Genomic DNA, 19132 nt, shown 5'->3' on the forward strand with positions numbered 1-19132 from the left:
CGCCGGCCACCGGACGGCCGGCGCGTACGGCGGCCACCGACACCGCGTACGCCGGTATCCCGTACAGGAAGTTGACCGTGCCGTCGATCGGGTCGACCACCCAGACCACGTCGTCGTCGCCGGCCGCGGACAGGTCGCCGCCACCTTCCTCACCGAGGATGTGATCGCCGGGGCGCAGCCGCGCCAGTTCGTCGCGGATCAGCTGTTCGGTTTCGGTATCGACGACGGTCACCGGGTCGGTCGGGGTGCTCTTGGTGCGGACGGCGCCATCCGCCGTGCCGGCGGGTCCGAATACCTCGGGCCGGCGGACCCGGACATGGGCAGCGGCGATACCGGCGAGATGGGTCGCGATCCGGCGCAGCAGCACGGCATCGGCGGGAGCAGGTTCGGTGGCAGCGGTCAGAGACCAAATCGATTCCGGCACGCCCACCATCGCAGCACAGATCCTGCGGGCCGGGCATCCGGGCGCGCACATTACTCTTGTCGTGCACACCACACCGGCCCGAGTCGGCACGGGGGCGGCGAGCGCGGGGCCGAGTGGCGGATCAGCGCCGTTCGGGTACTCCGCGTGCCCCGGCGCCGGACGACAGCAGCCAGCACAGGGAACGAGGGAAACCCGCATGTCCGCTCGACGGCACGCGTTCGGGATCGATATCGGCGGCAGCGGCGTCAAGGGCGCCGCGGTCGACCTCGAAACCGGGGAACTCCGGCACGAACGCATCAAGATCGCCACCCCGCAACCGTCCACTCCGGACGCGGTCGCCACGGCGGTCGCGCAACTCATCGCCCAGGCGGATTGGGACGGTCCGGTGGGGCTCACGCTGCCGTGTGTCGTCCTCGACGGCGTCGCTCACACCGCCGCCAATGTCGACAAATCCTGGATCGGCACCGATGCCCGGACCTTGTTCTCCGACGCCCTCGACGGCCGGGAGGTCACGGTCCTCAACGATGCCGATGCCGCGGGGCTGGCCGAGGACCGTTTCGGTGCCGCCCGCGATATCGACGGCCTGGTCCTACTGCTGACCTTCGGCACCGGAATCGGCTCGGCACTGCTCAACAACGGGACCCTGGTCCCGAATACCGAACTCGGCCATCTCGAGATCGGCGGTATGGAAACCGAACACCGGGCCGCGGCCTCGGTGAAGGAACGCGAAGATCTGAGCTACCCCGAATGGGCGACCCGGGTCAGCACCGTACTGCGCGGGCTGGAAGATCTTTTCTGGCCGACGGTGTTTGTCGCCGGTGGCGGGATCAGCCGCGATGCCGACCAGTGGATTCCGCTGCTCACCAACCGCACCCGGGTGATCCCCGCCGATCTGCGCAACACAGCGGGTATCGTAGGCGCGGCCATGGCTGTCGATGCCGGAATCACCCCCTGAAGATGTCCGCCGCGCAGGCAGGGGCACACTGGTGGATCGTTACAATGGAAGGACCCCGGCGGTGAGCCGGACACCCGACCGGCGTTTTAGCCGGTAAACCCGACAGACCGCTCCGCCGGAATACTACTCTGGCGTGACGCCGCACGAGACCGTCACGAAAGGGCGTACGTGGTAGCCACGAATACCCGTCAGACAGCCGAATCGGCCGACGCCGAGGCCACGGAAGTTCCCGCGGCACGCCCGGCCCGCAAGGCCGTGGCCAAAAAGGCCCCGGCCAAGAAAGCCGCCGCCAAGAAGGCTCCCGCGAAAAAGGCGGCCGCCAAGAAGGGCGCGGCCAAGAAGGCCCCTGCGAAGAAGGCCGGTAGCGCAGGCGCGCCCGGCCCGGGTGAGGAGCAGCCGGACGACGAGTCGCTGGATGTTGCCGACCTCGGAGATCTCGAGGTCTCCGAGGACGATCTCACCGAAGAAGGTGACGAATTGGTGGCCGAGGTTGCCGAGGAACCCGAGGCCGAGACCGCCGAACCCACCGCGGCCGATAAGGCCTCCGGTGATTTCGTCTGGGACGAGGAAGAATCCGAGGCGCTGCGCCAGGCCCGTAAGGACGCCGAACTCACCGCCTCCGCGGATTCGGTACGCGCCTACCTCAAGCAGATCGGTAAGGTCGCGCTGCTCAATGCCGAGGAGGAGGTCGAACTCGCCAAGCGAATCGAGGCCGGCCTCTACGCGGCCGAGAAGATGCGCGAGTTCACCGAGGCCGGAGAAAAGCCGCCGGTCGCGATCCGCCGCGATTTCAACTGGATCGTCCGCGACGGCAACCGCGCCAAGAATCACCTCCTCGAGGCCAACCTGCGCCTGGTGGTATCGCTCGCGAAGCGCTACACCGGCCGCGGTATGGCCTTCCTGGATCTGATCCAGGAAGGCAACCTGGGTCTGATCCGCGCGGTGGAGAAGTTCGACTACACCAAGGGCTACAAGTTCTCCACGTACGCCACCTGGTGGATCCGGCAGGCCATCACCCGCGCCATGGCCGATCAGGCCCGCACCATCCGTATCCCGGTGCATATGGTCGAGGTCATCAACAAGCTGGGCCGTATCCAGCGCGAGCTGCTCCAGGATCTGGGTCGCGAACCCACCCCGGAGGAACTGGCCAAGGAAATGGATATCACCCCGGAGAAGGTGCTGGAGATCCAGCAGTACGCCCGGGAACCCATTTCGCTGGATCAGACCATCGGCGACGAAGGCGACAGCCAGCTCGGTGATTTCATCGAGGATTCCGAGGCCGTGGTCGCGGTGGACGCGGTGAGCTTCACCCTGCTGCAGGATCAGCTGCAGTCGGTGCTGGAGACCCTGTCCGAACGCGAGGCGGGTGTGGTGCGGCTGCGGTTCGGTCTCACCGACGGCCAGCCGCGGACCCTCGACGAGATCGGCCAGGTGTACGGGGTCACCCGTGAACGAATCCGACAGATCGAATCCAAGACCATGAGCAAGCTGCGCCATCCCAGCCGCTCCCAGGTCCTGCGCGATTACCTCGACTGAGGTACTTCGGGCACCTGCTCCGCGCCACGGCCCCTGAACTCGCCGGAACCACCGGTTCCCGCGATGCTCAGGGGCCGTGGCGTATCGGTACCCGGGTCACCGTTCGCCGTCGTCGAGGGTCCCCGCGGGCCCCGGCAACACCGGATCCCGGGACGTATCCTTCAGCTCGACACCGGAGCGGCCGAGCCGGTGCGCGCCGTCGACCAGGCCCGCCGTCACCTCCGCGGCCCGCCGGTAATCCAGGCCTTCCGGCGGGTGGATATTGGAAACACAGTTACGGTCCGCATCGGTGGCGCCCGGCCGCGGTCGATGGGTGAGATAGACACCGAGACTGTCCGCGACCGATAAGCCGGGGCGTTCCCCGATCAGTACGAGGACGGTCGCCACTCCGAGCGCGGCACCGATATGGTCACCGAGCGCGACCCGGGCCTGGGTGGCCACCACGGGCACGGCGACCGAATAGCGCGGCCGCAGTAGTTCCACGATCGCCTCGAGCAGTGGCGGCCCGTGCTCGGTGAGAGCCCGGGCCGAAAGACCGTCCGCGAGAACCACGCCGATCGAAGGCCCGTTTTCGGGGCCGGACGGGATCGGGTCGAGTGGAATCGGCCCCTCGGCCGGCAGCCGGCCCAGGTCGGGGCGGCGGAGGTATTCGGCACGGTCGCGTGCCCGGCTCGGTACGTGGCGCGGTTCGCCGAGCCCGAGGGCGGCAACCCGCTCCGAGAGCGCGGTCACATCCAGTGCGGTGTGTACCGCGTCGCGGGCGCGGGCATGCGCCGCGGCGAATTCGAGCACCCGCCGGGTCGGCAATGCGTCACCGGCCCGGCCCAGGCCGATCCGTGCCTGGGTGAGCGTGCGTAATCCGGTCCAGAACGTATGGCCGGAGTCGGTCTCCGCCCGATATCCATCGCTACCGATCCCCATGGTCACCGTGCCCTTTCCGCCCGGATCCATCATCCACCCGAACCTCCTGCGCCGCGCTCCGCCGTAGGTACCTGCACCGGCGGAGTCGTGGACACGCCCGCGACATACGTGCCGCGCTCCGGCCGGAATTACGCCACCGCTCCGGGCAGCAGGCGACGCCGAGTTCGAATCCGGTTGCCGCGGCCTACAACAGGGCGCGCAATGGTGAGGCGGACGGCGGGATCGCCCGCACCCGGCCGGTATCGTCGAGCATTCCGAGCCGGTCCAGCCAGCCCGCGAATTCGGGGGCCGGTCGCAGACCGAGCACCCGGCGAGCGTAGAGCGCGTCGTGGAAACTCAGGCTCTGATAGCCGAGCATCACATCGTCGGCGCCGGGCACCGCGATGACGAAGGCACATCCGGCGGCCCCCAGCAAGGTGAGCAAGGTGTCCATATCGTCCTGGTCGGCCTCGGCGTGGTTGGTGTAGCAGACATCCACCCCCATCGGCAGGCCCAGCAGTTTGCCGCAGAAGTGGTCCTCGAGACCCGCGCGGACGATCTGTTTGCCGTCGTACAGGTACTCCGGCCCGATGAACCCGACTACGGTGTTCACCAGAAGCGGCCGCAGTTCGCGGGCCACCGCATAGGCCCGCGCCTCCAGCGTCTGCTGATCGACCGGTTTCCCGCCCGTACCCAGATGCGCGCCCGCCGACAATGCCGAGCCCTGGCCGGTTTCGAAATACATGACATTATCGCCGACGGTACCGCGGCGCAGGGAACGCCCGGCGTCCTCGGCTTCCCGCAGCAGCGCCAGATCCACTCCGAACGCGGCGTTCGCGGCCTGCGTCCCCGCCACCGACTGGAACACCAGATCCACCGGCGCCCCCGCGGCGATCAGATCGATGGTTGTCGTGACATGGGCCAGGACGCAGGACTGAGCGGGGATGTCGAAACGGGTGCGGATATCGTCGAGCAGCGCCAGCAGATCGGCCGCGGCCCGCGGGGAATCGGTGGCGGGATTGATCCCGATCACGGCGTCACCGCAGCCGAGCAGCAGCCCGTCCAGCACGGCGGCCGCGATACCGCGCGGATCATCGGTCGGATGATTGGGCTGTAATCGGGTGGCGAGCGTACCGGGCAGCCCGATGGTCGTCCGGAAGGCCGACTGCACCCGGGCCGCCCGCGCCACCGCGATGAGATCCTGGTTCCGCATGATCTTGGCGACCGCCGCGGCGATCTCCGGGGTGAGACCGGGCGCCAGATCGCGCAGAGTTGCGGCCGGATCCGAGATTCCTTCACCGGCCGCAATACTCAGCAGCCGGTCACGCAGATCCCCCACTGTGCACGAGGCGATCGGCGCGAACGCGACCCGGTCGTGGGTATCCATGATCAGCCGGGTCACCTCGTCGGTCTCATACGGCACGACCGGCTGTTCCAGGAATTCGGTCAACGGGAGATCGGCCAGCACCCACTGGGCTGCGGCCCGCTCGGCATCCGTGGCCGCGGCGCATCCGGCCAGTTCGTCACCGCTTCGGCGCGGAGTGGCCTTGGCCAGCACCTCCACCAGACCGTCGAATCGATAACTCGTACCGCCCAACTGCTGGGTGTAGACAGTCATCCGCCGGTCCCGTCCGCCCGGGCCGCTGCGGCCGGCACCGCGGGCGCCGAGAACGCAGACGGCCGAAATACGCCGTGATCATGAACGATACCGAGCGATGCGGGGGTGTGTTCGCCTGCGACGGCGGATCGTTATTTCGATGGACTCCCCGCGGCGAACCGTGTGCTGAGATTGAGGAATGCAACGGTGGTCGGCATTATCGGCGACGGGCAAGGATATCGTCATCGCGATCGTCTGGTTCGCGTTCGGCTCGCTGCTGTATCTGGCCGGCTTCCATATGTTGTTCATCTCCGCCGACGGCCCGTCCACACCACTGGCTCCACGTTTCGCACTGCTGGCGATGGTGTGCGCGGTACTGCTGGTGCGGCGGCGAGCGCCGATCACCGCCATGGTGGTGGGGCTGATCCCGCTGGCATTCGATCTGATGCTCGGGCCGACGCTACCGGTGTGGCTCGTCTACTCCGACCTGATCTACGCGGCGGTCGTCTACGGCACCCGCCGCCAGATGCAGGGAGCGGTGGTGGCGTGGCTGGCGCTGTCCGCGACGGCCGCGGGCGTGGTGCTGGCGATGACCGAGAACTGGCGTTTCATGGTGCTGGCGTTGATCATGGCGGCGGCCTTCGTCGGTACCTCGCTGTGGTGGGGACTCACGGTCCGCGCACATATGGACACCGCCGCGGCCGAACGCGCCCGGCGGCAAGCGCTGACTCAGGTGGCGGAACTGGACCGCCGGGCGGCGGTGGCCGACGAACGTAAGGCCATGGCCCGCGATCTGCACGATGTGATCGCCGGGCATCTGTCGGCGATCGCCCTGCAATCCGAAGCGGCACTGGCGGGGCTGAACGGAACCGGCACCGATCCGCGGCTCACCGGCATCCTGACCGCGATCCGCACCAACAGTGTCGAGGGTCTGCAGGAAATGCGGACCATGATCGGGCTGCTGCGCCGTGACGACGATGCGACCGAAACCACCGCGCCGGGCCGGCTGGCCCAGTTGCCGGGGCTGGTCGCAGTGGCCCGGCAGGCGGGTATGCGGGTGCGGATACACCAAGACGCGGTGGGCCACCCGGTGGCAGGCGCGGTCGATCAGGCGGCGTACCGGATCGTCCAGGAGGCTGTGACCAACGCGATGAAACACGCACCCGGTCAGGAGGTCGATATCGAGGTGCACACCGAGACCGGGACGCTCGTCCTGACGGTGCGTAATCGGCTCCCGGCCGAGGAAGCAGCGCCGGCCGCCCTCGATACCGGCCTGGAGCCGCGCGGCCTGGCGAATATGCGCGAACGCGCGACGGCGCTGGGCGGCACCTTCCGGTCCGGACCCGAATCCGGGTGCTGGTCGGTGCAGGCCCGGCTGCCGTTCACCGCGACCGCGGAACCCGTGGGGGAACCGCTGTGATGATCCGGGTGCTCATCGCCGACGATCACGCGGCGATCCGGGCCGGGCTGCGCATGATCCTGGACACTGCCGGCGATATCGAAGTGGTGGGCGAGGCAGCCGACGGCGCGGTCGCCCTCACTCAGGCCCGCGCCCTGCGGCCCGATGTGGTGCTGATGGATGTGCGGATGCCGGGAGTGGACGGTATCGCCGCGACCGCCCGGATCACCGGCGACAATCTGGCCCGGGTTCTCGTGCTGACCACCTTCGACCTCGACGAATACGTGTTCGGCAGCCTCCGTGCGGGAGCCGGCGGGTTCGTCCTGAAATCCGCGTCGGGGCCTGCGCTGATCGAGGCGGTCCGGGCGGTCGCCGCCGGGGACGGTGTTCTCGCACCGGAGGTGACCCGCGCGGTGATCCAGGCCTTCGCAAGCACGAACTCCGCGCCCCGGCCGGAGGTGCCCCCGGGTGTGGCGGATCTGACCGGCCGGGAACGCGAGGTCCTGGACTGCCTGGGCGCCGGATTGTCCAACGCGCAGATCGCCGTCCGGCTGTTCATCGGGGAGACGACGGTGAAAACGCATGTATCGCGGGTGCTGGCCAAGCTCGGACTCCGGTCCCGGGTACAGGCCGCGATCCTCGCCCGGGAGCTGGCAGAGGAACCGGAGGACGAATCGGGCGCCCGGCGGTAACACCGGGCGCAATCGGTCCGGTCAGCCGGTCAGTGGCGGGTACAGCCCGTCCGGGCCGGGCCGATACGGTTCCACGCCGATTACGGCCGCGACCGGCAGCGGGCCGTACAGGTGCGGGAACCGCAGCGCGGGATCGTCACCGGGAACGCCCGGCTCCCACCGCACCGGGGCGTCCAGTCGCGCGGGGTCGAGCCGGAGCAGCACCATATCGGATCGGCCGGCGAAAAGCCGGTTTGCCGGCAGGTGCACCTGGTGCGGCGCGGACAGGTGCACGAAGCCCTCCGTGGCCAGGGAGGCCGGCCGATGCGCACCCCATTGCCGCGCGGTGGCCCACTCACCGGGAGAACAGAGGTGAACAAGGGTGTGAGTGTCACAGGGCACGGGTAACCTCCGATACACAACTCGACAGTCGTACCGGGCAGCGGGACACCGGTATTCCACGCCCGGCCGGGGTGTTCGCCACAGGCGGAAACCGCTGGTCGTGTTAGGGAAAACACAGTCGTTCCCCACAGGGAACAATCCCGATGCCCGGAACGTCTGACAGAGTAGTCATACCACTGCTGGGAAGTAGCGGAAGCGAGCCCGCGGAGTGACCACGGGCCTCACACCAGGTGAACGGTCTTTGTGCCGGAAGCCAGGACGGAGGAGTCATGCCAGGAACCCTGACTAGCACCCCACTGACCGCGGTCGATCGCTGCGATCGCTGCGGGGCGGCGGCCCGTGTGCGTGCCGTTCTGCCCGCAGGTGGCGAGTTGCTCTTCTGCCAGCATCACGCGAACGAACATATGGAACGACTGCGTGAGCTGGACGCCGTAATCGACACGGAGTCCGCTCCCGCCCTCTGACCGTCCGCGCGTCCGACACAACAGCATCGAACAACAGAACACCGCTTATTCGTGGCGGGCGACCCTCCGGTCGCCCGCCACATCTCATCCGGGCAGGATCGCCTCGATCAACCGCGCGAGCCCGTATTCGAAATCGCCGGCCGGATCGCCCGGTGCCTGATACAGCTCGCCGACCGCGGCCCCCACCCGCGTCGACAGCGGATATTCGGCGGCGGGCATGACCTCGGTCAGCAGGGGCCCGTAGGTCTCCCACCAATCGGCGTCGGATTGCTCGCGGGTGCTGCGGGCCGCGGCGAGCGCGGTGCGGGCGTTCCCGGTGGCGAACTGGGTGAGGACCGAGATCACCCGGTCCATCCCGGGATCGTCGAGACCGATACCGTCCACGGCCGCCAGCTGTTGCTCGTAGCGCCGCGTCCGGCCCGGCCCCAGCACCATCCGCCACGACGGCACCTCGAACAGCCACGGATGTGCCAGGTATTCGTCGCGGACCTGCCGGGCGATGGCGGACAGCCGTTCCCGGGCCGGTACGTCGGTGGGCAACGGTGCGTCGGCAGCGGCGACCGCATCGACCATGAGCACCGTGAGCGCTTCTTTGCTGGGTACATAGGTGTACAAGCTCATGGGCCGCAGCCCCAGTTCGGCGGCGACGGCGCGGATGGACACCTTCTCGTAGCCCTCCCGGTCGGCCAAGCCGATTGCCGCGGTGACGACATCGTCGACGCTCACGGTCTGACGGGGGCCACGTCCACCCGTCCGCGGGGGTAGGCTGTGCCGCCACAAGAGCTCCAGCAGGGTTCGTGCCGGGTCGCCGGCCCGCTTCGTGCCGCTTTCCCGGCTCCGGGCCGAGGCTTCCGCCTGGCCGTGCTCAGCCGCATCAGGTACCGACTCGCTCACGCTGTGCCCACCGGGCGAGAGCGAGGCCCCAGACTGTGACACTCGGCGACCACCACCCGACCTGACTCGCTCACGCTGAATCCGCCGGTCATGAGCGAGGCCCCTTCGCGGTGACTCTTCCCTGCCCTCGCCTCGCCGGAGATGCTCACGGCGGGCCCTGGCCGGCTCCGGTGCCGCGGCGAGCCCAACGCCGGCCGGGGTGCGGCAGACTTGTCCGTGCGCCACCGCCGAGCGGTGCACCGGACGATGGCTCCGGCGGTCGGCCGATGCGCATAGCCCTCCATGGATCTCCCTGTTCTCGGTGCGGGCGCCGGCCGTGCGGCAGCGCCCGGAACAAATCCGGTACCGTACGCGTTCCGAATATTACTCCGTACGCAATACGATGATATTGGGGGTGCCCCCTGCCGACCGTCGAAACCACCTACCTGCCCGACCGGCACATGTTCGCACTGTGGACGTGGACGGGTCGCGATACCGGACAGCCGCCACCGGGACTCGGCGATTCCGCGATGCTGCCGCTGATCGTTCCCGGCGGCACCACCGCGCAACTCCGCGCGGGCAGCGCCCACCTCCAAGTCGTGCCGGTCCACTGCGCTCTGGTGGAACCCGAACGATTCGCCGCTCTCCCGGTCGACCGTCCCGGAAACTCCACCCGCGCATGGCAATCGAATCTCGCCGGTATCGCGACGCGGCTTCCGGTGGCCGCACACGCGGTCCCCAACGCCCAGGGCACCGCGATCGTGGACGCCGAGCACACCCTCTCGGTCCTGCGCGATACCGCCGAGACGGCCGACCGGATGCGGGCCGGCTTGAAGGCCGACCTGCGCCCCTATCAGGTACGCGGGATCGCCTGGCTGCGGGACACCGTCGCGCGCCACGGCGGCGCGGTCCTGGCCGACGAGATGGGCCTGGGGAAAACCTTGCAGACCATCGGACTACTCGCCGACCGCGCCGAGCAGGGCACTCAACTGGTGGTGTGCCCGACTTCCCTGGTCGGCAACTGGGTACACGAAATCAACCGCTTCGCACCGGGTCTGCGGCCGGTCCCCTGGCGGGGAGGGCAGCTGGAAACCGCACCCGGAACCGTCGTCGTCACCGGCTATCCCGTGCTGCGCCGGCACGGCAGCGGGCTCACCGGGACCGAATGGGCAACCATCGCCTACGACGAAGCCCAAGCGCTGAAGAACCCGCGAACCCAGGTGGCGAAGGCAGCGCGGGCACTGTCCGCCGGCGCGGTCGTCGCCCTCACCGGAACGCCTGTCGAAAATCACCTCGACGAACTGTGGGCGCTCCTGCATCTCGTCGCACCGGGGATCTTCGGGCACCGCACCCAGTTCCGGCGGCGTTTCGTGAAACCCATCGAGCAGGGGTCATCCGACGCTGCCGCGCGGCTGCGGGATGCGGTCGAACCCGTTCTGCTGTCGCGGCGCAAGGATCAGGTCGCTGCCTCACTGCCCGCGAAGATCCACTCGGATCTGCTGTGCGATCTGACCCCCGAGCAGGAACGGCTGTACGACAGCCTGCTCGACCGGGCCGTGGACGAAGGTTTCGGCACCGGCGCCGGACGGCAGACCCGGATCCTCGCGGCGCTGACCGCCTTGAAGCAGGTGTGCAACCATCCCGGACTGATCAGCGGCGAAACGACCGAACTCGCCGGGCGATCCGGAAAGCTCGACCTGTGCACCGATATCGTCGCCAACAACCTCGACAATGCCGCGCCGACACTGATCTTCACCCAGTACCGCGGCACCGGTGAGCTCTTGGTCCGGCATCTGCACGAACATTTCGCGATCACCGCGCCCTTCTTCCACGGCGGGCTTTCGCAGACCGAACGCGCCACCATCGTCGACGAATTCCAGTCCCCCGAAGGCCCGCCGGTGCTGGTGCTGAGCCTGCGAGCGGCCGGCACCGGGCTCACCCTGACCCGGGCCGCCGATGTGATCCATTTCGACCGGTGGTGGAATCCCGCGGTCGAATCCCAGGCCTCCGACCGGGTACACCGCATCGGCCAGACCCGCACCGTGACCGTGACGACTCTCACCTCGTCGACCACCGTGGAGGAACATATCGCGGATATGCAGCGCCGGAAATCCGCGTTGACCGATTTCGGCGCCGGTACCGGTATCGCCGAGCTGGCCCGGCTCGACGACGACCGGCTGGTGGAGATCCTGCGACGGAAACGAGGCAACTGATGGCGGACAACGAATTCGGTTACACCCGCTGGGGAATGGACTGGGTGCGCCTGGCCGAACCACTGCGCCAGACCCGTCCGGACCCGCTGCTGCCCCGCGCCCGCAGTATCGCCCGCAACAACGGCGTTCGCACCGAGGCCGAGGGCCGGATCGTCCGGGCGTATATCCACCGCGGCGGTCAGGCATCGGTCACCCATATCGAACTCACGCCGCTCCCCCGGCCTGTTGTGACCGCGCTGGCCCCTATCGTGGGAACCGCACCGACGGTGCCGACCGACGAGATGTACGCCGCCGCGGCCGATGCGGGCCTGCCGGTGGCTCCGGTTCCGGTGGCCATCGACTGCTCCTGTACCGCCCGGACCGACCGATGTGTGCACGTTCTGGCCACCTTTTACGCAGTGGCGCGCCAGGTGGACGAGAACCCCCGGTTCGGGCTGGACCTACAGGGCTACGGCTACGACCCGGGGCCGGACGATCCCGCGGCTCCCGCCGAGTCTCCACGCTGGATACCGCTCAACACCGTCGATCCCGCCACGTACTTCGAGATCTGAACAACGTGTTCGATGCGGTGGGAATCACCGGCTACCTCGTTCGGCGGGCATCATCGCTGGACAGTCCGATCCAGGACGCGCGACCTCGGTTGGCCATCCCTTCGGCCGGTTACGGTGCGCAGCAGCGGCCACCCATCACGTGTCGGGTGGTCGCCCGTCCCTGAAGAGACCGAGCAGGGCGCTCAGCGCGGTGGCACCCTCCAACAGGGCATTCGAACGGGAGTCGATCCGGGCATCGCGCGCCGTCAGCACCGCCGCCAGATCGTCCCAGCGGCGCCACCCCCGGAGTTCGGGAACCAACTGCCGCAGAGGTTCGATACCGTAGCCGGCCAGGCGGAGCTGGTGCACCAGCCGCGCGGCCCGGACATCGTCGGGTGTGTAGACGCGGGTTTCCCGCGCGCCGGTGCGGCGCGGCACCACCACACCGGCGGCATCCCAGTGCCGCAGCGTCGAGGGGCGCACGCCCAGCGCCCGGGCCAGTTCGGAAACACTCATTGCGTCGGTGGGGTGGGTGTCGGCGATCGGTTCGTCCGCGACGGCCCGGGCCGCCGTACGTGCCGCGTCGAGGTCCCGGCGTTCACGGTCGAGGCGGGCATGCGCGGTATCGAGCAGCGCGAACATCTGTCGCAGATCTCGTTCGTGCGCCGCGCGCAGGATTGCCTTCGCCGAGCCCGGATCGATCCCCGCGGCGAGCGCGCGATATGCGCGCGCCGACCATATGTGGGCCTCGCCGTACACCCGGTAACCGGTCGCGGTCCGCGTCGCCACGGGCAGCGCACCGTCGCGCTCCAGATTGCGTAACTGCTGAACGGAGTATCCGGTGCGCCGCGCGACCTCCACAGTTCGCAGACCACGTGAGTTGCGGCTTTCCACATCACTCCCTGTCGATATATGACCGAAAGTCTCCACAAGGACTTCAATGTAACGCTTGAATACATGACCATCGACGAGATCATCGATTACCTCACCGCACTCGACGGCGTCCTGACGCTGCGGCCGGGCCCCGGCGACGGCTCTCCCGAACTCTCCTGGGGCGATTCGTTCTTCTACTACGCACCCGACAGCGCAGTCCCGGCCCGGACGCAGCCGTTCGCCACCATCGTGACCAAGAACTATCCGGGCGACGAACTGTCACAGCTCGACCGTCCGGGCAGTTTTCGCCTGAATATCAGCGCCGGACCGGAAGCCTTCCGCACGTGGACCGGCCACACACCGCGCGATGCGAATTCTGTCGAAGACGACCCGAGCGCTCGCGACACCGTGATCGCCCATCCCGTGTATGGAACCGCGGGCTGGCTGGCGGTCGTGGACCCGGGACCACGGACCGCCGAGGCGGTTCATGAGCTGCTCCGGACTGCGCACGGCCGCGCCCGCTCGCGCACGGTAAAGACACCGTAACGAACCCTGTCGGCGGCCGGCTTCCGCTCCCGGTGAGCCGCCGGTGAACGGCCGGACCGACGGGTCCACACACATGTCGATCGGCACTCGGGCACGGTCGCCGACCGTGCCCCGGTCATCCGGCACAAGTACACCGAGCCCCGCACCGCGTCACCCATTCGCACCGCTGCCGGCCGTGACGAAGTTCCCGTCATGCTGCGCCCAGCCGGTATCGATGGATCCGGGCTACCGGGTTCACGGTGGACTCCCGGCCCGCCGGCAGATCACATCCGCCGTAACGCGGCGATACGTTCGGTCAGCTGATCTGCCGTGGCGAGGGCCGTCGGCGGGCCACCACACTGGCGGCGCAGGTCGCCGTGGATGACTCCGTGCGGTTTACCGGTGCGGTGGTGGTGCATCGCGACGAGACTGTTCAATTCGCGGCGCAGTTCACCCAGTTTGTCGGCAGTTGCCACTCGCTCGGCGGCATTACCGGCACCGGCATTACCGTTGGGGTCGGGAACCGGTGTGGCGGGAACCGGTTCGGTCTTGGACCGTTCGGCGACCTGGCGCGCCTGACGTTCCCGTAGGAGGGCGCGCATCTGCTCGGCGTCGAGCAGTCCCGGGATACCCAGATAATCCGCCTCTTCGGCACTACCGGAGAACGTTGCCGTGCCGAACGAGGACCCGTCGTAGATCACCTGGTCGAGTTCGGCGTCGGCGGCCAGCGGTACGAACCGTTTCTCTTCCTCACCCGGTTCGTCGCGCTGCTTGTTCGCCTCGGTCAGCAGCTCGTCGTCGAGACCGTCCTTCTCCCGATGCGGTTTCCCGATCACATGGTCACGCTGCACCTCCAGCTGCGCGGCCAAATCCAGCAGAACCGGGACCGAGGGCAGGAACACACTTGCCGTCTCACCGCTGCGGCGGGCACGCACGAAACGCCCGATGGCCTGCGCGAAATACAAGGGTGTGGAGGCACTGGTGGCGTACACCCCGACCGCCAGCCGCGGGACGTCCACACCTTCGGACACCATGCGCACCGCGACCATCCACGGCTGGTTACCGGTGGCGAACTCACCGATCCGGGCCGAGGACGTCGGATCGTCGGACAGCACCAGTACGGGCTTGTTACCCGTGAGATGTTCCAGGAGTTCGGCATACAACCGGGCGCGTTCCTGGTCGGAGGCGATCACCAGACCACCCGCGTCCGACATACCGCGTTCGCGCAGTTGCGCGAGCCGCATATCCGCGGCGCGCAGGACGGCGTAGATCCAGTCGCCCGCGGGGTCGAGCGCGGTGCGCCATGCCCGGGCGGTCTGCTCGGCATTCAGCGGTTCACCCAGCCGGGCCGTGTACTCCTCGCCCGCGCTGTCGCGCCAATGCGCCTCACCCGAATACGCGAGGAAAACCACCGGGCGCACGACACCGTCGGCCAGCGCCTCCGAATAGCCGTAGGAATGATCCGCCCGCGACCTCGGCAGCCCGGCTTCGTCGGGTTCGTAGGTGACGAACGGGATCTGGCTGTCGTCGCTGCGGAACGGGGTACCGGTGAGCGCCAGCCGCCGGGTGGCGTCGCCGAAGGCCTCGGCCACCGCGTCACCCCAGCTCTTGGCGTCACCGGCGTGATGGATCTCGTCCAGGACCACGAGAGTGCGGCGGTTCTCCGTGCGCACCCGATGCTTGAACGGATGCGCTGCCACCTGGGCGTAGGTGACGACCACTCCGTGATAGTCCCCCGAAGTGGCGCCGGTCGTATTGGAGAAATTCGAATCCAGCGCGATCCCCGAACGCGCCGCCGAGGCGGCCCACTGGTGTTTCAGATGCTCGGTCGGCGCGACCACGGTGATCTGGTCCACCGTCCGATCGGCCAGCAGTTCGGCGGCCACCCGCAGCGCGAACGTGGTCTTACCGGCGCCCGGAGTGGCGACGGCAAGGAAATCACGGGGTTTGGTGGCCAGATAACGGGTCAGGGCGCGCCGCTGCCAGGCACGCAGGGATGCGCCCGGAACTGCCGTCGCCGTGGCGCCGCTCGTATCGGTCACGGAGACAAACACTAGCGGCCGCCGCCGCGATGGTGCCAAACCGGCGCGGCCGTCGCGACGGGTGTCACACACTCGATCGCGCCGCGCCGGGTAACCGGTGATTCACCTGCCGACCGCCGACACGTTCACCATGCGCCACGCCACAGGGTGCGCGGGTAGGAGATGCTGGACTGATCATGCACAGCTACGGGAACGGACACGGGAGCCCGCGCGGGGATACCTCGTGGCTGCGGCATGCCCTGGCCCAGACCCGGCGGCTGATCGTCCGGGTGGCCGTGAAGTCCTGGAACGATTCGATCTTCGCCAAATCCGCCTCTGCGGCATTCTGGCAGACGTTATCGCTGGTACCGCTACTGTTCGGCCTGCTGGGCGGCCTGGGGTACGTCAGTGGCCTGTTCGGACCCGACACCGTCGAGATCGTCGAATCGAAAATCCTGACCTTCAGCCGTGATCTGTTCAACCCCAGCGTCGTCACCGATCTCATCGAGCCGACCGTCCGCGATGTCCTGGGGCAGGGCCGCGCGGCGTTCGTCTCCGTCGGCTTCGTGCTCTCGCTCTGGGCGGGCTCGTCGGCCATGGCGACCTTCGTCGACGCGATCGTGGAAGCACACGGCCAGCAGGACGCACGCCACCCTGTCTGGCAGCGCATCTTCGCCCTGCTGCTGTACGTGCAGTTCCTGATCGCGGCGGTGTTCATCCTGCCGCTGATCGCGCTGGGACCGGTACTGATCGGCCGGATCCTGCCCGACACCTGGCGCGAACCCGGGCTGCGGCTGATCGATTCCTTCTACTACCCCGCGGTGGGCCTACTGCTCATCGTCGGCCTGGCCACGCTCTACAAATTCGCTCTGCACAGTTCACTGCCGTATCACCGGCTGTTCTGGGGTGCGCTGCTGGCCGGGGTGTTCTTCATGGCGGCCAGCGAAGTGCTGCGCCGTTACCTCACGCTGGTCACCCGTACCGGGGTCACCTACGGCGCGCTGGCCACCCCGATCGCCTTCCTGCTGTTCACATTCTTCCTCGGTTTCGCGGTGATCCTCGGCGCCGAGTTCAATGCCGCCGTACAGGAGTTCTGGCCGGCGCGGGCCACCCGGATCGAACAGTTCAAGGCGTGGCTGGCCAAACGACGCGATACAACGCCGGGAGAAGAAGAGCGGGAGCCGCCGGAACCGGGTTCGCACCGGATCCCGCCGCACCACCGCGGGCAGGGACGCCACAACGGCACCGGTGGCAAACCGGCGCCGTCGACCATGCGCTGATACGGCGCTCAGTCGCCCTTACGCAGCTGCTCGTAGACCTTCTTGCATTCGGGGCAGACCGGCGAGCCGGGCTTCGCCGAGCGCGTCACCGGGAAGACCTCACCGCACAGCGCGACCACCATCGTGCCCATCACGGCACTTTCGGCGATCCGGTCCTTCTTCACGTAGTGGAAGAATTTCGGGGTGTCGTCACCGGTGGTTTCGTCGGTGGTCGTATCGGGGCGAACCAGAGTATCGGTACTCACGCACTCCATGATGCCGTACCGCGCGGCGGTCCTCACGCACCGCCGGGTACCCACCGGGGTTACGCCCACGCCGCGGTAGTGCAAGACTCGAAGGTATGCAGCAGCACGGCGAAGACTCCGGGCGCGGCTCGGAGCATATCGACGCCGGTGCGAGCGGTCTCGGTGAAGACATCGGCGCACCGCGACCGGCCCGTCCCACCCGTTCGTCCGGATACTTTCCCGGTGACGACGCGAAACACGCGGCACTGATCACCGAGGCGGCGCCGTCCTTCGAAGACCAGCATCGCGCCCGGGTACGCCGTTACACGATCATCATGGCGTTCCGGATTCCCGCACTGATCCTGGCCGGTATCTCGTACTCCGTCTTCGGGAACGCCCTGATCGCGATCCTGATCATGGCGGCATCCGTACCCCTGCCGTGGGTGGCGGTGCTCATCGCCAACGACCGCCCGCCCCGGGACAAGAACGAACCCAGCCGCTGGGACCAACCGCGCACCGCGCTCGAGGAACGCCGCCACGACGCAATCGACGGATAACTGCCGGCGTCCGGACACCGGCAGCACCGCACGCGAGTGGCAGAGTACTGCTGTGCCCATACACGGACCGACCGCCACCTCACCCCTGACTGCACTGTGCCCGGACCTGCGTGCGGCCCTTACCCGTGTGGGCTACGACGCCGACACTCTGCTCGAAGTCCTGGGCCCCGAGGTACACCGCGCTCTCGGTCGCGGTGAACCGGTCCCCGTGCGGCGCGTCGCCCGTACCGCGGGCGATCTGGGCACGCTGGTGCGGCTACTGCTGCTCGGCGATGCGGTCCCGGAAACCGAAGTTGCCGCGGCACTGGCGCCGGTCGCGGTGCCCGACGCCGTCGCGGCCGGCCTCCTGTCCACCGAGGGTGATCTGGTGCGCGCGGCCCTCGACCTGCGCCCGCTCGATACCGGTGCGGGTAATCGCTGGGTGCTGTCCGATCTCGACGATTCGATGCATCGCCGGACACTGACCGAGGACCACGTCCTCGGCGTCGGTCATGCCTCGCTGTCGTTGCTGCGGGCGACACCGACCGCCCCCGTCGGTTCGGTGCTGGATCTCGGTACCGGCTGCGGTGTCCAGGCGGTGCATGCCGCCGGTTACGCCCGTTCGGTGACCGCCACCGATATCAATCCGCGCGCGCTGTGGCTGGCCGAAGCCACCGCCGCGCTGAACGAACTCGATCTCGAATTCCTCCCCGGATCCTGGTTCGAGCCGGTGGCCGGGCGCACGTTCGATCAGGTGGTTGCCAATCCCCCGTTCGTCGTCGGTCCGGCGCGGGTCGAGCACACCTACCGGGATTCCGGGCTCGCCCTCGACGGGGCCAGCGAACTGGTGCTCTCCCATATCCCGGACCTGCTCGCGCCCGGAGGGACAGCGGCCGTACTCGCTGCCTGGGTACACACCGAGGACGAGGACTGGCGGCAGCGCGTTTCGGGCTGGCTGCCCGCCTACGGTATCGATGCCTGGGTCGTCCAGCGCGATATCGCCGATCCCGCGCTCTACGTCGGCACCTGGCTACGCGACGCGGGCCTGGATCCGCGGAGCCCGGCGGCCCAGGAACGGGCCGCGGAATGGCTCGCGGCCCTCGACGGGGCCGGCGTGACCGGGATCGGGTTCGGGTTCGTCTACCTGCGTGCGTTCGACGGGCCGACCGAGATTCTGGCCGAAGATCTGACCCACGGCTTCGAGGACCCGCTCGGCGCGGAGGCGCTCGCCCATTTCGAACGGTCCGCGTGGTTGCGTGCGGTGGCAGCGGAGCCGGCGCGCGCGTGGAAATCCCGCTACCGGGTCGATCCGGCGACGGCGCTGGAACGGGTCTACCTGCCCGGCGAGGACGGCTGGGACAGGCAGGTGACCCGCCTGCACCGCGGTGACGGGCCGCGCTGGCAACACGAGGTCGACGAGACCACCGTCTCCCTGCTGGCGGGAATGCGATCCGACGGTCTGCCGTTGTACGAACTGATCGAACTGCTGGCATTGTCCCAGGGATCCGACGAGGTGGACCCGGAATTCGCGGCGGCGGCGCTGGGGGTGGTCACGAGCTTGGTGCGGCACGGACTGGTGCACCCGGTCTAGACGCTCACCCTGCGGCGGTGGCCGTTCCGGTGTCCCGGCCCGTTCTGTTCTCAGGAACTTCTCAGAACGCAACGCCGAAAACCGCAGTTCAGAGCGGTTTATCCGCGCCTGGCGAGGG

The 19132-nt window shown here is 68.4% G+C and carries 19 protein-coding genes; 11 read left to right on the top strand and 8 right to left on the bottom strand.

The window, feature by feature from the left end; genetic code table 11:
• A partial coding sequence (locus ON22_RS16715) for an inositol monophosphatase family protein (RefSeq protein WP_373280868.1) occupies window positions 1–403 on the bottom strand: 403 nt, incomplete at its 3' end.
• 217 nt (window positions 404–620) lie between these two features.
• Here ON22_RS16715 and ppgK point away from each other — a divergent pair.
• Together ppgK and ON22_RS16725 are read left to right on the top strand one after the other, a co-directional pair.
• Window positions 621–1379: a polyphosphate--glucose phosphotransferase gene (gene ppgK, locus ON22_RS16720; protein WP_033241502.1), complete on the top strand. Its 759-nt coding sequence runs from the start codon at window positions 621–623 to the stop codon at window positions 1377–1379.
• Between the two features lie 168 nt (window positions 1380–1547).
• Window positions 1548–2915, top strand: coding sequence for an RNA polymerase sigma factor (locus ON22_RS16725; RefSeq protein ID WP_033241501.1), 1368 nt, complete (start codon window positions 1548–1550; stop codon window positions 2913–2915).
• Between the two features lie 96 nt (window positions 2916–3011).
• Here the strand turns inward: ON22_RS16725 and eutC are convergent, their stop codons facing one another.
• Window positions 3012–3836 (bottom strand): ethanolamine ammonia-lyase subunit EutC, encoded by an 825-nt coding sequence (eutC, locus tag ON22_RS16730; protein WP_051157727.1) that lies wholly within the window; start codon window positions 3834–3836, stop codon window positions 3012–3014.
• A 184-nt stretch (window positions 3837–4020) separates the two neighbouring features.
• A complete protein-coding gene (locus ON22_RS16735; protein ID WP_033241500.1) occupies window positions 4021–5433 on the bottom strand; it encodes an ethanolamine ammonia-lyase subunit EutB in 1413 nt (470 codons plus the stop codon).
• 178 nt (window positions 5434–5611) lie between these two features.
• Between ON22_RS16735 and ON22_RS16740 the strand changes: the two genes are divergently transcribed.
• Complete coding sequence (locus ON22_RS16740) at window positions 5612–6832, top strand: sensor histidine kinase (protein ID WP_033241499.1); 1221 nt, start codon at window positions 5612–5614, stop codon at window positions 6830–6832.
• Window positions 6832–7503: a response regulator gene (locus ON22_RS16745; protein WP_051157728.1), complete on the top strand. Its 672-nt coding sequence runs from the start codon at window positions 6832–6834 to the stop codon at window positions 7501–7503. The genes ON22_RS16740 and ON22_RS16745 overlap by 1 nt, the downstream gene beginning before the upstream one ends.
• Window positions 7504–7524: 21 nt before the next feature.
• Here the strand turns inward: ON22_RS16745 and ON22_RS16750 are convergent, their stop codons facing one another.
• Complete coding sequence (locus tag ON22_RS16750) at window positions 7525–7884, bottom strand: DUF952 domain-containing protein (RefSeq protein ID WP_033241498.1); 360 nt, start codon at window positions 7882–7884, stop codon at window positions 7525–7527.
• 269 nt (window positions 7885–8153) lie between these two features.
• On the opposite strand from ON22_RS16750, the gene ON22_RS35725 reads away from it, so the two are divergent.
• A complete protein-coding gene (locus tag ON22_RS35725) occupies window positions 8154–8348 on the top strand; it encodes a DUF7455 domain-containing protein (protein ID WP_030521621.1) in 195 nt (64 codons plus the stop codon).
• Window positions 8349–8432: 84 nt separating this feature from the next.
• Here ON22_RS35725 and ON22_RS16760 read toward each other — a convergent pair whose 3' ends face one another.
• Window positions 8433–9074 carry a TetR/AcrR family transcriptional regulator gene (locus tag ON22_RS16760; RefSeq protein WP_306306603.1) on the bottom strand — a complete coding sequence of 214 codons (642 nt, stop codon included), beginning with the start codon at window positions 9072–9074 and terminating at the stop codon, window positions 8433–8435.
• Between the two features lie 608 nt (window positions 9075–9682).
• Between ON22_RS16760 and ON22_RS16765 the strand changes: the two genes are divergently transcribed.
• A complete protein-coding gene (locus tag ON22_RS16765; RefSeq protein WP_033241497.1) occupies window positions 9683–11434 on the top strand; it encodes a DEAD/DEAH box helicase in 1752 nt (583 codons plus the stop codon).
• The gene (locus ON22_RS16770; protein ID WP_033241496.1) at window positions 11434–11985 is read left to right on the top strand and encodes an SWIM zinc finger-containing protein; all 552 of its coding nucleotides are present in this window, start codon (window positions 11434–11436) and stop codon (window positions 11983–11985) included. Before ON22_RS16765 ends, ON22_RS16770 begins: the two co-directional genes overlap by 1 nt.
• 135 nt (window positions 11986–12120) lie before the next feature.
• Here ON22_RS16770 and ON22_RS16775 read toward each other — a convergent pair whose 3' ends face one another.
• Window positions 12121–12858 (bottom strand): MerR family transcriptional regulator, encoded by a 738-nt coding sequence (locus tag ON22_RS16775; RefSeq protein ID WP_051157721.1) that lies wholly within the window; start codon window positions 12856–12858, stop codon window positions 12121–12123.
• A 63-nt stretch (window positions 12859–12921) separates the two neighbouring features.
• Here ON22_RS16775 and ON22_RS16780 point away from each other — a divergent pair, with 63 nt between their 5' ends.
• Window positions 12922–13383, top strand: a complete 462-nt coding sequence (locus ON22_RS16780) for a DUF6194 family protein (RefSeq protein WP_033242251.1) — start codon at window positions 12922–12924, stop codon at window positions 13381–13383.
• A 263-nt stretch (window positions 13384–13646) separates the two neighbouring features.
• Here the strand turns inward: ON22_RS16780 and ON22_RS16785 are convergent, their stop codons facing one another.
• Entirely contained in the window at window positions 13647–15404 is a 1758-nt protein-coding gene (locus tag ON22_RS16785) for a DEAD/DEAH box helicase (RefSeq protein WP_033242250.1), read from the bottom strand.
• A gap of 176 nt (window positions 15405–15580) precedes the next feature.
• On the opposite strand from ON22_RS16785, the gene ON22_RS16790 reads away from it, so the two are divergent.
• Window positions 15581–16663, top strand: a complete 1083-nt coding sequence (locus ON22_RS16790) for a YihY/virulence factor BrkB family protein (RefSeq protein WP_081595627.1) — start codon at window positions 15581–15583, stop codon at window positions 16661–16663.
• A gap of 8 nt (window positions 16664–16671) precedes the next feature.
• Here the strand turns inward: ON22_RS16790 and ON22_RS16795 are convergent, their stop codons facing one another.
• Entirely contained in the window at window positions 16672–16908 is a 237-nt protein-coding gene (locus ON22_RS16795) for a DUF3039 domain-containing protein (RefSeq protein WP_033242248.1), read from the bottom strand.
• A gap of 95 nt (window positions 16909–17003) precedes the next feature.
• Between ON22_RS16795 and ON22_RS16800 the strand changes: the two genes are divergently transcribed.
• Entirely contained in the window at window positions 17004–17444 is a 441-nt protein-coding gene (locus tag ON22_RS16800) for a DUF3099 domain-containing protein (protein ID WP_081595628.1), read from the top strand.
• Window positions 17445–17496: 52 nt separating this feature from the next.
• A complete protein-coding gene (locus ON22_RS16805; RefSeq protein WP_051157722.1) occupies window positions 17497–19014 on the top strand; it encodes a DUF7782 domain-containing protein in 1518 nt (505 codons plus the stop codon).
• Window positions 19015–19132: the final 118 nt, after the last annotated feature.

It is taken from the genome of Nocardia carnea NBRC 14403, assembly GCF_000308515.1.
In the GTDB taxonomy this organism is placed as follows: Bacteria; Actinomycetota; Actinomycetes; order Mycobacteriales; family Mycobacteriaceae; genus Nocardia; species Nocardia carnea.

Bases quoted from the DNA above. Each gene is read 5' to 3' on its own strand.
- ppgK (WP_033241502.1), top strand. From the start codon at position 621: ATGTCCGCTCGACGGCACGCGTTCGGGATCGATATCGGCGGCAGCGGC.
- eutC (WP_051157727.1), bottom strand. From the start codon at position 3,836: ATGGGGATCGGTAGCGATGGATATCGGGCGGAGACCGACTCCGGCCAT.
- ON22_RS16735 (WP_033241500.1), bottom strand. From the start codon at position 5,433: ATGACTGTCTACACCCAGCAGTTGGGCGGTACGAGTTATCGATTCGAC.
- ON22_RS16740 (WP_033241499.1), top strand. From the start codon at position 5,612: ATGCAACGGTGGTCGGCATTATCGGCGACGGGCAAGGATATCGTCATC.
- ON22_RS16745 (WP_051157728.1), top strand. From the start codon at position 6,832: ATGATCCGGGTGCTCATCGCCGACGATCACGCGGCGATCCGGGCCGGG.
- ON22_RS35725 (WP_030521621.1), top strand. From the start codon at position 8,154: ATGCCAGGAACCCTGACTAGCACCCCACTGACCGCGGTCGATCGCTGC.
- ON22_RS16765 (WP_033241497.1), top strand. From the start codon at position 9,683: ATGTTCGCACTGTGGACGTGGACGGGTCGCGATACCGGACAGCCGCCA.
- ON22_RS16770 (WP_033241496.1), top strand. From the start codon at position 11,434: ATGGCGGACAACGAATTCGGTTACACCCGCTGGGGAATGGACTGGGTG.
- ON22_RS16780 (WP_033242251.1), top strand. From the start codon at position 12,922: ATGACCATCGACGAGATCATCGATTACCTCACCGCACTCGACGGCGTC.
- ON22_RS16790 (WP_081595627.1), top strand. From the start codon at position 15,581: ATGCACAGCTACGGGAACGGACACGGGAGCCCGCGCGGGGATACCTCG.
- ON22_RS16800 (WP_081595628.1), top strand. From the start codon at position 17,004: ATGCAGCAGCACGGCGAAGACTCCGGGCGCGGCTCGGAGCATATCGAC.